The sequence below is a fragment of the Bradyrhizobium sp. USDA 4501 genome (genome assembly GCF_054062115.1).
Genome location: NZ_JBSSEX010000001.1, coordinates 6,272,810 through 6,287,153 on the forward strand (window position 1 = coordinate 6,272,810; position 14,344 = coordinate 6,287,153).

A 14,344-nucleotide genomic window follows, 5' to 3' on the forward strand; every position below is an offset into this window, starting at 1 on the left:
GGGGCGGGGCATCGTGGTCATAACACCCGCCTCGGCATTTTTCGGCGTCCTGGCGGCGGCCGCGGTGGTCGGCAGCGCCGTGCTGTTCGGCAAGTGGCAAACGTTGCGGCGTGCCGAATACATCCGCACCTTTCACTGGCCGGCGGGCCTGTTGGCGCGGCTCGAGAAGCGTCACCCCGGCTTCACCCGCAAGGACAGCGCGCTGGTCTCGCGCGGCCTGCGGCAGTTCTTCCTCGCCTATCTGATGAGCGGCAAGCGTTACGTCTCGATGCCCTCGCAAGCGGCCGACGACCTCTGGCACGAATTCATCCTCTACACCCGCGAATACGACGCGTTCTGCCGCCGCGCCTTCGGCGGCTTCCTGCATCACACCCCCGCGGTCGTCCTGGTGAAGGAGCGGCGCAGGAGCAATGAGGGGCTGCGCCGGGTCTGGTGGTACTGCTGCAAATACGAGAACATCGATCCGGTCAGGCCGACCCGGCTGCCGCTGCTGTTCGCGCTCGACGCCAAGCTGAACATCGCGAACGGCTTCATCTATCACACCGACTGCGAGGCGCTGCGCCGCAGCGGCATCGGTGGCAGCAGTCCCTATTGCGGCGGCGATTTCTCCGACTCCTCGATCGACGGATCGTCAGCCGGCTTCGGCGATGCCGGCAGCGACGGGAGTGGCGGCGGCGATGGCGGTGACGGCGGTGGTGGTGGCGGCGACAGCGGAGGCGGCTGCGGCGGTGGGTGTGGCGGCGGCGGGGGCGGCGATTAGGAAAGTCGTGCTTGCTTCAATTCGCGAATGCCGGCGTGCTCGCCGAGCCCGCGCACGGTCTGCTCGCAGCGCCACGCATTGCCGTCACGCTCGATCGTGAACAAATTGTAGGCCGCCGCCGGATAGTGCTTGCGCGCCAGCGCCGATGCCGACGGCACGCCGATCGCCGGGATCTTCCGTTCCGGGCCGTCGAGCCACATCGTCGAATGGATGTGGTCGTGGCCATGCAGCACCAGCTCGACGCCGTGGCGCCTGAGCAGCGCCAGCAGCTGATGCGAGTCGGTCAGCCGCTTGGCGCGGCCGTCGGAGTGCAGCGGGTGATGCACCAGGAGGACGCGGAAGGCGTCCTCCCGCGACAGCTGCGCGAGAATCGCATCGAGCGCATCGAGCTGAGGATGGCCGAGCCAGCCGGTCGCCATCAGCGGCGGGGTCGGCACCGCCGAGGAGACGCCGATCAGCGCCAGCGGCCCGCGGCGGCGCACGAACGGAAAATGCGTTGCCGCGCCGTCGGCGTCGCCGCGCAGATAGTCGCCGAAGTGACTGACGAAGCGATGCCGGGTCGCGCGCACATAGGCGTCGTGGTTGCCGGGGACCACGGTGACGTCGGCAGGCGAACCTACCCCCTCCAGCCATTGCCGGGCCGGATTGAACTCGGCATCCAGTGCCAGATTGACCAGGTCGCCGGTCACGGCAATGTGGTCCGGCTGCTGCGCCTGCATGTCCGACACCAGCGCGTCGAGCACGTCGCGGCGGTGATATTTGTGACGGTTGCGCGTCCAGTTCAGATAGCCGAAGGCGCGCTTGCCGGCGAGATCGCGCAGCCGCGCCGCCGGCAGCGGCGGCAGATGCGGGTCCGACAGATGCGCGAGGCGGAACGCCGCCATCATGCGATTCCCTTCGGATTGTCCGCGAAAAGTGGCCGGCAGCCGGTCATGTCGTGCTATCCCGAACGTCCTGCCCTGTATTGGCAAGAGCTGCGCAGGCGCGCAAGGATCAAAGCACGGATCAAACACCATGATGTCGAGGGTTCAGTGACGGTCCTGCTCGATTTACGCAAGCGCTACGAGCCGCAGATCAGATGGGTGTTTCATTTCTACTGGCGGCTCGTCCGCAGCATGACGCTCGGGGTCCGTGCCGTCGTGCTCGATGCCGACAACAGGGTGTTCCTGGTCAAGCACAGCTACGTCCATGGCTGGTATCTGCCTGGCGGCGGGGTCGAGGTCGGCGAAAGTTTTATCGAGTCGCTGCGGCGCGAATTGGAGGAGGAGGGGCGGATCGAGCTCAAGGGCGAGCCGGTGCTGCACGGCATCTTCCACAACAGCCACGTCTCGCCGCGCGATCATGTCGCGGTCTACGTCGTCAGGAACTACCGGCAGGACCGCCTGCCGGAGCCGAATCGCGAGATCGTGGCCTGCGGCTTCTTCGATCCGGCTGATCTGCCTGACGAGACCACCCCGGGCACGCGGCTGCGGATCGCGGAGGTGCTCGAGGGCAAGCCGCCGACGGCGACATGGCGGTGATGGACCGCGCCCGCGCCAGATGCTATCCCGCGCCCCACAATGACCGAATTGTCCCTGACCATCCTGCCCGAGACCCCGAAAGACGCCCAGGCGATCGAGCGTCTGCACGAGCGCACCTTCGGGCCTGGCCGCTTCGTGCTCAGCGCCTACCGGCTGCGCGAGCATGTCGATCATTTGCTCGATGTCTCCTTCACGGCGCGGATCGGCACGCTGCTGGTCGGCTCGGTGCGCCAGCTGCCGGTCACGATCGGCGATACGCCGGCCCTGATGCTTGGGCCGTTGACGGTCGAGCCGCCGTTCCGCAGCCGCGGCGTCGGCCGTGCGCTGCTCGAGCGTGCGATCAACGACGCCCGCGCCAAGGGCCATCGGCTGATCGTGCTGGTCGGCGACGAGCCATACTACGCGCGGGTCGGCTTCAAGCCGGTCCCGAAGGGGCGGATGACCATGCCCGGCCCGGTCGATTACAGTCGCCTGCTTGTCATGGAACTGGTCGACGGCGCGGCCGAGGGCGTGTCCGGGCCAATCCTGCCGGACTGGAGCAAGGCGATCTGACATCCGCGCGAGCGGTGCCGGAACGGTTGCGCACCATCGGAAACTGAAGCACAGTTGAGGCAAGCGCCGGGACAAGACCGGCGCATGTCATATCAACAGGGAGAGTGCGCGCCATGATCAAAGTCAGTGTGATGTATCCGAACAATCCAGGCGCACGCTTTGATCACGACTATTATCGCGACAAGCACATGCCGCTGGTGAAGGCGCGCCTCGGCGACGCGTGCAAATACTACACCGTCGACAAGGGTCTCGCCGGCGGCGCACCGGGGCAACCCGCAACCTATGTCGGAATGTGCCACATCTTCTGCGACTCGGTTGAGGCCTTCGCGGCCGGCATGGGCAAGCACGCCCAGGAGATCATGGGCGATATCCCGAACTACACCGATCTGCAGCCGGTGATCCAGATCAGCGAAGTCGTCGTCGGCCACTGATCGTCCAGACCGAGCAGGTTACGCGGCTCCCTCAGAGACGCTCGTAGCCCGGATGAAGCGAAGCGAAATCCGGGATCAGTCTCACCGCGGGAGCAGTCTCCCGGATTGCGTTGCGCTCCATCCGGGCTACGCGATAAATCCCTCTGCCGCTGGCGGCAGAGGGATGACCTTGGCTCAGAACTTCAGATTGGCGAACGCCCGTATGCCGAGGCCCGGCATCAGCACCTCGTCCTTGGTATAAGAAACGGAGTTGCGGATGTTCTGGTTGAGCAGGTTGTTGCCGACCAGACCAAGCGTCATCTCGCGTGCGCCGATCCATGACGAATTCAGCTTGGTGTTGTAGGTGATCTCCGCGTTGAGGAGATTGTAGCCCGCGGTCGGGGTCTCGCCGATGACAGCGATGTCGTTCTGCGCGAAGGCGTGCACCAGATTGATGCGGGTCAGCCAGTTGCTGTCGCGCCAATAGAAGCCGCCGCCAAGCCGCACCGGTGGAATCCGCGGCACGTTGGTGCCGTCGGTGAAGGTCGCGCGCACCACGTCGAACTGGTTCTCGATGCCCCAGATGCCGCCGTTGAGCGGGCCGATGTCGAGCTGGCTCTGGAACTCGGCGCCGCGGAAGATCGCGTCGCGCTGCGAGTAGCGCGCCTGGTTCAGTTCGAGGCCGGGGCCGAGCTGGCACGCGCTCTCGTCACACGTGTTGCCCGTCAGCCGGCGGAATATGAAGCCGTCGAACCTGGTGTAGTAGCCGGTGAGTTCGAACCGCAGCGGTCCGGTCGCCCGCCGTAGTCCGATCTCGATCGATTTTGCGGTTTCGATGCCGAGATTGGGATTGCCGATGTCGAACGTGGCAGTCGCATCGTGTGGGCCGCGCGAGAAGAGCTCGGCCGGTTTCGGCGCGCGTTCGACGTATTGGGCGGTCGCGCTTGCTACCAGATCCCATGGCAGATTCTGGATCAAGCCGATGCTGCCGCTCTTGGGTGTGAAACTGGGATTTTGCGGTGTCGCTGGACCGATGCTTGCGGGGTCGGTGGCCACGTCGAACACGGGGGGAATGAAGGCCGGCGTTGTGCCGGAAAGATCGACGTGTTCGATCCGCCCGGCAATCTGTGCTTTGGTGGTGTCGGTGAACTTCAGCTCGTTGAACACGTAACCGGCGACCCTGTTGTTCTTGTTGGGGTCCCATAATCCGTTGAGCGGGCTGGTCGGATCGTCCGGACTCGGGGCGGTCAGCTCCTGGTGCCCACCCTGCAGGCCGAATGCCGTGGTCACGGTGGCGAAGCGCGCGTTGAACGGCATCATCTGCACCTCGACGCGCGCCTCCTGCTCCTTGCTGGTGAAGGTCTGTCTCACGCCGTCGCTCAATGGATCGGCCGGATCGGCAAGGCCAATCTCGTTGTGGCGATAGTCGGTCGCGCCGACCCAGAACCGCACGGCGTCGATCGCCGCGGCATCGGGCCGGTACTCGCCCTTGACCGCGATCTTGGTCTGGTGCGCGTCGATCCGGGTCTGGTGATCGGCGCCGTCGATACCGGGGATGTGGTAGAGCGAGTCGTTCTGGGTGATCGCCGCGCCGATAAAGCCGCCCTGGAAGAAATAGGAGGCGCCGACTGACGCGCCGTCCGACTGCGTCGCGGAGTTCGGCTGGCGTCCATTAAACGGCTGGCCCGGGACGAACAGATAAGGGTAGCTCGGAATGCTGTAGCCGCTGGTGGTGCGGCCATAGACGTCGGCATGCACGGCGACATTGTTGCCGCCGGCGTCCAGCAGCATGCCGCCGTCGACGCCGCGATTGACCGAGCTCACCGACGTGCGGGTCTCGACATTGAGGCAACCCGGGCCGCCGGCATCGGCCAGCGGCGCCTTCACCGGCAGCCCGTAGGATTGGAACGGCGCCGCCGTGCAGGTCGGCATCGCATCGGGGATGCGGTTGTTGGTGGCGCTCACTACGCCGCCGATCGAGGTCGAGCCGTAACGCAGCGCGGCCGGGCCGCGCACCACCTCGATCTGATTGGTCGAGAGCGGATCGATCGGCACGAAATGGTCTTCGCCAAGATCCGAGGCGCCGCCACCGCCGAGACCGTTCTCGACAATGCCGACGCGGTTGACGTCGAGGCCGCGGATAATAGGCCGGCTGGATGCGCCGGGGGCGAAGCTCGAGCCGGTGATGCCGGGCTTCGAGAACAGCAGATCGCCGAGCGTGGCGGCGCCGGAGCGCCGCAGTTCCTCGTTCGGGATCACGGTGACGGTGGCGAACTGATCGGTGACGACGGGCAGCACGCCCTGCTGCGGTGCTGGCGCCGCCGCTGCGGGCGCCGGTTGTACCGCGGCGGCGCGTTCGCGGCTGCGGCTCGGCGCAGCCCGAGCAACACGGGTCGGCGTGCGCGTCGGCGCAGTCCGGTGCCGCTGGATCGGGCTCGGCGCCGTCACGGTGATGTCAGGCAGTTGCGTCGGCGTCTCCTGGGCCAGCGCGCCGCTACTCATTGCGCCCAGCAATAGCCAGCTCGCGCTCCCGATGTGGAATGCTCGTTTCTTCTGAAGTGTCATTGTCCCGATCCAAGTCCCGATCCAGGGCCCGTCGAAATGACGGATCGATCCCGATTTGCCCCGCTGGAGCAGGCCGCATGTGACGCGGCCGTCCGCTCAGGGCGTGCAGCAACCAGTCGATGTCAGGACAGGGGAGGGGCGCGGGAATGAAAGGCCGCAGGCGCCGACTTCAGATGGAGGAATTCGGCATTGGTGGTTCGGAACAGAAGCTCGACGGCTTCCGGCAGCAACAGCACCGGCGGCGCCGTGAACAGCATGCTGCTCGCGAGCGAGATGACGGCGCAGATTGCGCAATTGTCGGCCGGATGCCGGTCGTTGTCTTGCTTGGCGGGCGGCTCGGTCCCGGTCACCTGGACCGCGAGGTCCGGCGTCGCCGAGGTCCCGATATAGGCGAGATCGATCAGCGACAGCCCGGTCTGAACTGCGGGCGCCGCTTGCGCGGCCGCGATCGGATGGAAATGCCCGAACGACAGCATGAACTGGACGGCGAGCGCGAACAGCGCCAGCCGCGAGCCAGTCTTGATGTGTCGCCGGAACCACTGCATGCCGATAACGCCCGCCCAATCGGGAGCGCGTCAACACCCCAGCGCCCCGATGTTACATTATAACATCGGATGGCATCCGCGATGTCAACCGGCGTTCAGACAATCCGTGTCGATGCATTGCCTGTGTGTGCTTGATGCAACGCAGACGTGAGCCCGGCCGGACTCAGCGTCCCTCGCGCAGCCATGTTGCCGCGAATGCGCCGAGCAACAGCAGCAGGCCAACCAGGCCGGCGAACATCGGCAGCACGCCGACACCCTTCACGACGCTGGCGTCGCGCATCTTGACGCCGAGCCAGCCGTCGCCGCGGAAGATCGAGGAGGAGCGTACCGGCACGACGCGCGGCATGTCGACGCTCGAACCGTCGACGATGCGCCGGGCGTCGCCGCCGGTTGCCTGCGCCAGCGGCTTCAGCATGTCGGTGGTCGAGGTGACCTCCGAGAATTCCTTCGGGTTGGTCGGCCCGACATTGATCAGCGCCTTCAGCGTGCCGTCGGTGGCCTGCCACAGGCCGAGCTCGTTGGCGGGCAGCGTCGCGCGCCACTCGCCGGGATCGCCGGCGGTGAGCGTCAGTTCATGCGTGGTGCCGCTCGGCGACGTCACGGTGACCGGCGATACGGTGTCGGCCATGGTCTGGCGCACCACCATGAGATCCTTACCCTGCACCTGCATGCGCAGCGCCTCTTCGTCGAGGTCGGGCTGCTTCATCAGCCAGTGCGACACCCGCCGCAACAAATCGAGATGCGGGCCGCCGCCCTCGTAGCCGCGCGCCCACAGCCAGATGTGGTCCGAGAGCAGCAGCGCGACGCGGCCTTCGCCGAAGCGCGACAGCAGCAGCAGCGGCTTGCCGTCGGCTCCGGTCATGACCGGCGGATTGATCGCGTTGCGGGTATCGACGGTGCGGAAGAACCGGCTCCAATGCGGCGGCTCGGCATTCGAGCCTTCCAGCCCGCGCGTCACCGGATGGCGCTTACCGGCATCGCTCAGATGCGCGTAGAACGGCTTCTCGGTCACGCCGACCGGTTCGGCCGGCAGCACGGAGTCCAGCGGCGTGCGCCAGATGCTGGTGGTCGAGGCGTAGTCGGGACCGGCGGACACCAGCACCGCGCCGCCGGCGCGGACATAGCGCGCGATGTTGTCGAAATAGGCGATCGGCAGCACGCCCTGGCGGGCGTAGCGGTCGAAGATGATCAGCTGGAATTCGTTGATCTTCTGCTGGAACAGCTCGCGGGTCGGAAACGCGATCAGCGACAGCTCGTTGATCGGCGTGCCGTCCTGCTTCTCCGGCGGACGCAGAATGGTGAAGTGCACGAGATCGACGCTGGGGTCGGACTTCAAGAGGTTGCGCCAGGTGCGTTCACCGGAATGTGGCTCGCCGGAAACCAGCAGCACGCGCAGCTTGTCGCGCACGCCGTCGATCGCGACCACGGCGCGGTTGTTGACCGGCGTCAGCTCGTTCTCGAGCGGCGAGGCCTCGATCTCGACGATGTTGGGCCCGGCGTGCTTGATGTCGATGTCGACGCTCGAGGTCTGGCCGCTGGTCAGCGTGCGCTCGTTGATCACTTCGCCGTCGCGGCGGATCGTGACCTTGGCGCGCTCGCCGGTGACGCCCTGGTCGTCGAGCCGGAAGGTGATGGTCTGGGTCTGGCCGACGATGCCGAAGCGCGGCGCGGCGGTGATCGCGATGCGGCGGTCGCGCTCGTCCTTGCGGCCGGTGATCAGCGCGTGCACCGGCGCCTGGAAGCCGAGCGCCTGGGCGTTGGCGGGAATGTCGTGCACGCGGCCATCGGTGATCATGAAGGCGCCGGCGACGCGCTCGACCGGAACGTCCGACAGCGCCGACGTCAGCGCGCCGAACAGCTTCGTTCCGTCGGTCTCGCCATCGGCCTGACCGGCCTCGACGACGCGGACCTCGAGGCCCTTGATCTGCTTCAGGCTGTCGACCAGCGCCTGCCGCGCCATGTCGGTCTCCTGGTTGCGCGTGCCGAAATTCTGGCTCGGGCTCTTGTCGACCACGACGGCAGCGACCGAGGACAGCGGCTCGCGGTCCTCGCGGGTGAAGGAGGGATTGGCCAGTGCCAGCAGGATCAGCGCCAGCGCCGCGACCCGCACCGCGGCGCCCCGCGCGCGCGACACAAGCAGCAGCACGGCAATGACGACGATCGCGCCGAGCGCGAGCCACAGCACGAGCGAAGGAACCAGCGGTGTGAACGCGATGCCGTAGTTCATGACGTCACTCCGTCATTCCGGGGCGATGCGAAAGCATCGAACCCGGAATCTCGAGATTCCGGGTCTGGTCCTTCGGACCATCCCGGAATGACGGTGTTGGCAGCTGAAGCACTTGCATCTCTATTGTCCCAGCCGCTCGATCAAGGCAGGCGCGTGCACCTGGTCGGCCTTGTAGTTGCCGGTCAGCGTGTACATCACGATGTTGACGCCGGCGCGGAAGGCAAATTCGCGCTGGCGCGGCTCGCCCGGCGTCAGCGGCAGCATCGGCTGGCCGTCGGGGCGGATCGCCCAGGCGCCGGCGAGGTCGTTCGACGTGATGATGATCGGCGAGACGCCGTCGCCGCCGCGCGCCGGGCGCTGCGCAGCCTCGTCGTCGTCCTCGCGCGGCAGCGCCTCGACCCAGGTCTGACCGGAGTTGAAGCGGCCGGGGAAGTCGCGCAGCAGATAGAACGTCTTGGTCAGCACGTGCTCGCGCGGCACCGGCTCGAGCTCGGGCACGTCGAGGGTCGACAGCAATTCGCGCAGCGTCTGCATGCCGGGCGTTTGCGATGAGCCGCTGTCCCCCGGCGGCGCTTCGATGGCGTCACGGGTATCGAAGATGACCGTGCCGCCCTGCTTCATGTAGGCGTCGATCTTGTTGATGGCGTCCTGCGGCGGCTTCGGCGCGCCGGGCACGATCGGCCAGTAGATCAGGGGGAAGAACGTCAGCTCGTCGCGCGCGGGATCGATGCCGACGGGATCGCCGGCTTCCAGCGCGGTGCGCTGTCCGAGGAACAGCGTCAGTCCGGACATCCCCGCCTTGACGATGGAATCGACGTCGGCATTGCCGGTCACGACGTAGGCCAGCCGCGTCTGCGACACCGCCTTGATGGCGAAGTCGTCGCTGCTGGCGTTCTGCGCGCGGCTCGGCGAGGGCACCATCGTGGTCGCAAGGATGAAGGCCAACGCGAGCACGGCCGGTGCCGCGCGCCGCCGGATCAGCGCTGCAAGGCCGCCGCCGAGCATGGCCACCACGATCGCATCGAGCAGGAACAGCGCCAGCGCCGTCGACAGCATGATGCCGCGCAAATCGCGCGGCTCGGCGTTGGTGTAGCTCGCACGCGTCGCGCGCAGGGCCGAGGTGTCGAGCGGCGCGATGCGATCGGCGGAGGCGAGCGTGTTGACCGCGATCGGGCTCTCGGCAGTGCCGTAGAAGCCGGGCGGATGGTCGGCCGTGCCGCGATCGCGATAGTCCGCCGACATCGGCTTGGCGCTCGAGGGCGGCGGGCCGAAGACGCCGAAGCCGTCGAGCGTGCGCAGCGGCGCAACCGTCTCGGCATTGGGATCGCTGGCGACGCCCGGGCCGGGCTTCGAGGTATAGCCGGACATGTCGATCAGCCGGCGCAGCATCTCGACGAAGGTGCCGGACATCGGCAGATCCGACCAGCGCATGTCAGCGCCGACATGGAACAGGCTGACAACGCCCTTGCCGCGACGCTCGCCGGTGACCAGCGGCGTGCCGTCCTCCAGCGAGGCCCAGCTCTTGGTCGAGAGCACGGCGTCGGGCTCGGCCAGCACCTGGCGGTTGACGGTGATGTCCTTCGGCACGGTGAGGCCCGAGAACGGGCCATCGGCGGCGAACGAGGCCATGTGCTGCGGCTTCTCCCAGGTCAGGCTGCCGCCGAGCGTGCGTCCGCCGCGGCGGAGCTTGACGGGAACGAGGTCGTCATCGGCCTGGGCGAGGCGCGGACCTGCGAAGCGCACCAGCACGCCGCCTTGCTCGATCCAGGCATTGAGCCGGTCGCGAATCTCTGGCGATAGCGTGCCGACGTCGGCCATCACGATCATCGGCAGCCGCTGGTCGAGGAATTGCCCGATCACCTGCTGCGGCGCGCCGCGATCGCCGAGCCTGACATCGGCGAATGGCGACAACGCCCGGGAGAGATAGAAGGTCGACGCCAACAGCGGCTGCGCGGTGTCGTTGCTCGCACCCGAGACCACGCCGATGGCGCGGCGGCGCCAGCGCCGGTCGAGCAGCTGCACGGCGCCGGCCGAATGCTCGCCGGAGATTTCGAGCCGTGCGATGTCGTTGCGCAATTCGACCGGAAGATCGAAGGCGGCTTCGGTCTCGCGATCCTGCGGTCCGAATGTGTAGCGCGCCTCGCCGATCGGCGATCCCTTGGCGTCGACCGCGCGTACCGTTCCCGCCGCGATGCCGCTCTCGGTGCGCAGCACCTTCACCGTCATCTTGGCGGCGGCGTTCTCGGCCGCGACCAGCGCCTGCGCCGACTGCGCACCGCCCGCATAGATCGTCAGATTGCGGCTCTCGATCACCTTGCCGAGCCCCTCGGTGAATTCGCTGCCGCGTCCGGTGTCGACGCCGTCGGACAGCCAGGCGATGTCGCAGTCGCCGGTCGACTTGAGGAAACGTCCAAGCGCGCCGAGAGTTTCAACCCGATCGACCGAGTAGGGCTTCGGCGCGAGCTGGCGCAGCGCGACGCGCGCGGCGCCGGCCGGCATCAGTGTGATGTCGCGCGCGGGCTCGGACAGCGGCACCAGCGCGACGCCGCGGCGGTCGCTGTCGGCGTTGGCGATCAGTTCGTCCGCGGCCCTGATCCGCGCATCCCAGCTCGAGGCCGCGCTCCAGCCGTCGTCGAGCAGGATCACCAGCGGCAATTTGCCGGCGGCAACGCCGGTCTGTGGATTCCAGATCGGGCCGGCGGCTGCGAAGATGACGAGCGCGGCGGCGGCGAGCCGCAGCAGCGTCAGCCACCATGGCGTGCGCGACGGTGTCTCCTCCCTCGGCGCGATGTCGAACAATAGCCGCGTCGGCGGGAATTCGATCCGGCGCGGCCGCGGCGGCATCACGCGCAACAGCCACCACAGCACCGGCAGGCTGACCAGCCCCAGCAGCAGCAGCGGTTCGGCAAAGGAGAGGGGGAGGCCTGCGATCATGCGCTGCGTCCCGCCTTGACTATTGAGCGGCCGCCGCCCTTGCTCACCATCATGCCGGCATGCAGGAACAACAGCAGCTCGGCAGCGGAGCGGCTGGTGGTATGGGTCGAGAACAGCCAGTCGAGCCGATTGGTCTCGCCGCGGATCTGGTCGCGATGCAGCGCGACCCGGGCGACATAATCGCTCGCCCAGCTCTCGGCGCGGCCCGCGGTGATGACGCTGCCGATCTCCGGTTCGACGAATTCGACGCGCCCGGAATAGGGGAAGGTCTCTTCGGCGGGATCGACGACCTGGATCATGGTGCCGTGCGCGCCGGAGGAGGAAAGCCCGGCCAGCATCGTCGTGATCTCTGTGATTGGCGACCAGAAATCCGACAACACGACGACTTCGGCCAGCGACGACGGCACGAAGGACGGCGGCAGGCTCGCGCGCGTCTTCTCGTCGTGCAACATCGCTTCCGCCATCTTGTCGATCACGTTGAGGCTTGCCGTCGGATTCAGCAGGCCGGGAATGCCGACGCGTTCTCCGCCCGCAACGAGCAACTCGGCGAGCGCGAAGGCTACGATCAGTCCGCGCTCCAGCTTGCTGTCGCGCGCCTCGCGCGAGGCAAAGGCCATCGACGGCGAGCGGTCGGGCCAGATCCACACCGTGTGCGCGGCTTCCCACTCCTGCTCGCGGACATAGAGATGGTCGTCGCGTGCCGAGCGGCGCCAGTCGACGCGCTGCGACGGCTCGCCGGAGACGAAGCGGCGGTATTGCCAGAAATTCTCGCCCGAGCCGGCGCGGCGGCGGCCGTGCAGGCCATGGATGACGTTGGCAGCGACACGGCGGGCCTCAAGCACCAGACGCGGCAGCGATGCGGCGAGCGTTCGGCTTTCGCCATCGGCACGTCGAACCGCAAGGATCTCCTCGTTGTGGTGCCTGTTGTCTGCGGCCATCAACCGATCCGGGTCTTCAGTTGCTTGATCACGTCGGGAATGGTGCGACCCTCGGCGCGCGCCGAGAACGTCAGCGCCATGCGGTGCTTGAGCACGGGCTCGGCGAGATCGAGCACGTCGTCGATCGACGGCGCGAGTCTCCCGTCGAGCAATGCACGGGCGCGCACCGCGAGCATCAAGGCCTGGCTGGCGCGCGGACCCGGGCCCCATGCGATCAGCTTGCCGGCCTCGCCGCCCTCGGTGCCGGGACGCGCGGCGCGGACCAGCGTCAGGATCGCCTCGACCACGGAATCACCGACCGGCAGCCGCCGCACCAGGCGTTGCGCGGTGAGCAACGTCTCGGCGTCCATCGACGGCTTGGCCGCGGCCTCTTCGGCGCCGGTGGTTTCGAACAGAATGCGCCGCTCGGCGTCGCGATCGGGATAGTCGACGTCGATTTCCATCAGGAAGCGGTCGAGCTGCGCCTCGGGCAGCGGATAGGTGCCTTCCTGCTCCAGCGGGTTCTGTGTCGCGAGCACGTGGAACGGCTTTGGCAAATCATGCCGCGCGCCGGCAATGGTGATGTGCTGCTCCTGCATGGCTTGCAGCAGCGCCGACTGGGTGCGCGGGCTGGCGCGGTTGATCTCGTCGGCCATCAGCAGTTGCGCGAACACGGGACCTGCGATGAAGCGGAACGAACGCTTGCCGGCCGAGCTCTCGTCGAGCACTTCGGCGCCGAGAATGTCCGACGGCATCAGGTCGGGGGTGAACTGAATGCGCTTGGCATCGAGGCCGAGCGTGACGCCGAGGGTCTCGACCAGCTTGGTCTTGGCGAGGCCGGGCACGCCGATCAACAGCGCGTGGCCGCCCGACAGAATCGTCACCAGGGTGTTTTCGATCACCTGCTCCTGGCCGAAGATCACGGTGGAGACCGCTTCCTTGGCGGCCTTGATCTGGCCCGCGACCTGCTCGGCCGAACGGACGATCACATCCTCCAGTTTCTCGACGCTGTCTGCACCAGCCATTCGATCCGCTCCTTCTTGACGATGCGCGCACATCGGCGCGTCGTCATCATCTGTCGTCATCTCGGCCCTCATGCTAAACCTGAGCGAAGGCCATGTATTCGTTGAATTAAACTATCCCCACCTTATCGGTGTTTCAGGGTATGAACGGCATCACGATGTGGCGAGAATGACATCCCGACCACATCTCAGGATATGTGCACCAAACGTGCCAGATTGAAGGTAGGAAACTTTAAGGCAAACAATGGCGAAGCAAGGGCAGAGCGATTCCGGCAGGGAAACTACGGGCCTCGGGAGCAAGGGTCTCGAAGGGCTCACCACGGCCGCCAATCAAGCTGCGACATCGGGTTCGGCCGGACGCAAGGGTTTGCCGCCGGTTCACCTGTGGAATCCGCCATTCTGCGGCGATCTCGACATGCGAATCGCGCCTGACGGCACCTGGTTCTACATGGGAACGCCGATCGGCCGCCCCGCGCTGGTGCGGTTGTTCTCCACGATCCTGAAGCGCGAGGACGGCAAGCACTTTCTCGTGACACCGGTGGAGAAGGTCGGCATCCGCGTCGATGACGCGCCGTTCCTTGCCGTGGAAATGCAGGCCGGGGAAGACGCGCGCGGCCGCCTGCTCAGGTTCCGCACCAATGTCGACGATTGGGTCGATTGCGAGAAAGGCCACGGCCTCAGATTCGAGGCGGCCGAGGACGGCGGATTGACGCCCTATCTGCACGTCCGCGCCGATCTGTGGGCCAAGGTCACCCGCGCGCTCTATTACGATCTGGTTGACATGGGCGAGCAGCGGATGGTCGATGGTCAGGAGATGTTCGGCATCGAGTCCGGCGGCGAGTTCTTCGCGATGGCCGATGCCAGTCAGGTGAGGGACGCACTTTGAACGAGC

12 protein-coding genes are annotated in these 14,344 nt (G+C 66.9%); 5 read left to right on the top strand and 7 right to left on the bottom strand.

The features are described 5' to 3' along the window. Positions 1-13 precede the first annotated feature (13 nt). Positions 14-760, top strand: a complete 747-nt coding sequence (locus tag ACVWZM_RS28850) for a glycine-rich domain-containing protein (RefSeq protein ID WP_141340522.1) — start codon at positions 14-16, stop codon at positions 758-760. Here the strand turns inward: ACVWZM_RS28850 and ACVWZM_RS28855 are convergent. Then, a complete protein-coding gene (locus ACVWZM_RS28855) occupies positions 757-1,644 on the bottom strand; it encodes a metallophosphoesterase family protein (protein WP_456856791.1) in 888 nt (295 codons plus the stop codon). The two genes, ACVWZM_RS28850 and ACVWZM_RS28855, sit on opposite strands and share 4 nt — an antisense overlap. A gap of 147 nt (positions 1,645-1,791) precedes the next feature. Between ACVWZM_RS28855 and ACVWZM_RS28860 the strand changes: the two genes are divergently transcribed. The 3 genes from ACVWZM_RS28860 to ACVWZM_RS28870 all read left to right on the top strand — a co-directional run bounded on the left by ACVWZM_RS28860 (position 1,792) and on the right by ACVWZM_RS28870 (position 3,263). Then, positions 1,792-2,280, top strand: coding sequence for an NUDIX domain-containing protein (locus ACVWZM_RS28860; RefSeq protein ID WP_016839736.1), 489 nt, complete (start codon positions 1,792-1,794; stop codon positions 2,278-2,280). 39 nt (positions 2,281-2,319) lie between these two features. Next, the gene (locus tag ACVWZM_RS28865; protein WP_057016974.1) at positions 2,320-2,832 is read left to right on the top strand and encodes a GNAT family N-acetyltransferase; all 513 of its coding nucleotides are present in this window, start codon (positions 2,320-2,322) and stop codon (positions 2,830-2,832) included. Positions 2,833-2,945: 113 nt separating this feature from the next. Then, the gene (locus tag ACVWZM_RS28870; protein WP_016839733.1) at positions 2,946-3,263 is read left to right on the top strand and encodes an EthD family reductase; all 318 of its coding nucleotides are present in this window, start codon (positions 2,946-2,948) and stop codon (positions 3,261-3,263) included. Between the two features lie 174 nt (positions 3,264-3,437). Here ACVWZM_RS28870 and ACVWZM_RS28875 read toward each other — a convergent pair whose 3' ends face one another. The 6 genes from ACVWZM_RS28875 to ACVWZM_RS28900 form a co-directional block, all read right to left on the bottom strand. Next, positions 3,438-5,807: a TonB-dependent receptor gene (locus ACVWZM_RS28875; protein ID WP_456855421.1), complete on the bottom strand. Its 2,370-nt coding sequence runs from the start codon at positions 5,805-5,807 to the stop codon at positions 3,438-3,440. A gap of 122 nt (positions 5,808-5,929) precedes the next feature. Continuing rightward, positions 5,930-6,352, bottom strand: coding sequence for a DUF2946 family protein (locus ACVWZM_RS28880; RefSeq protein ID WP_168855849.1), 423 nt, complete (start codon positions 6,350-6,352; stop codon positions 5,930-5,932). Positions 6,353-6,515: 163 nt separating this feature from the next. Further along, positions 6,516-8,579, bottom strand: a complete 2,064-nt coding sequence (locus tag ACVWZM_RS28885) for a hypothetical protein (RefSeq protein WP_456855422.1) — start codon at positions 8,577-8,579, stop codon at positions 6,516-6,518. A gap of 120 nt (positions 8,580-8,699) precedes the next feature. Beyond that, positions 8,700-11,510 carry a DUF4159 domain-containing protein gene (locus tag ACVWZM_RS28890; RefSeq protein ID WP_456856792.1) on the bottom strand — a complete coding sequence of 937 codons (2,811 nt, stop codon included), beginning with the start codon at positions 11,508-11,510 and terminating at the stop codon, positions 8,700-8,702. After that, positions 11,510-12,451, bottom strand: a complete 942-nt coding sequence (locus ACVWZM_RS28895; protein ID WP_076830268.1) for a DUF58 domain-containing protein — start codon at positions 12,449-12,451, stop codon at positions 11,510-11,512. The genes ACVWZM_RS28890 and ACVWZM_RS28895 overlap by 1 nt, the downstream gene beginning before the upstream one ends. Next, positions 12,451-13,455 (bottom strand): AAA family ATPase, encoded by a 1,005-nt coding sequence (locus ACVWZM_RS28900; protein ID WP_038386028.1) that lies wholly within the window; start codon positions 13,453-13,455, stop codon positions 12,451-12,453. Before ACVWZM_RS28900 ends, ACVWZM_RS28895 begins: the two co-directional genes overlap by 1 nt. Positions 13,456-13,696: 241 nt before the next feature. Here ACVWZM_RS28900 and ACVWZM_RS28905 point away from each other — a divergent pair, with 241 nt between their 5' ends. Beyond that, a complete protein-coding gene (locus ACVWZM_RS28905; RefSeq protein WP_057016979.1) occupies positions 13,697-14,338 on the top strand; it encodes a DUF1285 domain-containing protein in 642 nt (213 codons plus the stop codon). The last annotated feature ends 6 nt before the right edge of the window (positions 14,339-14,344 follow it).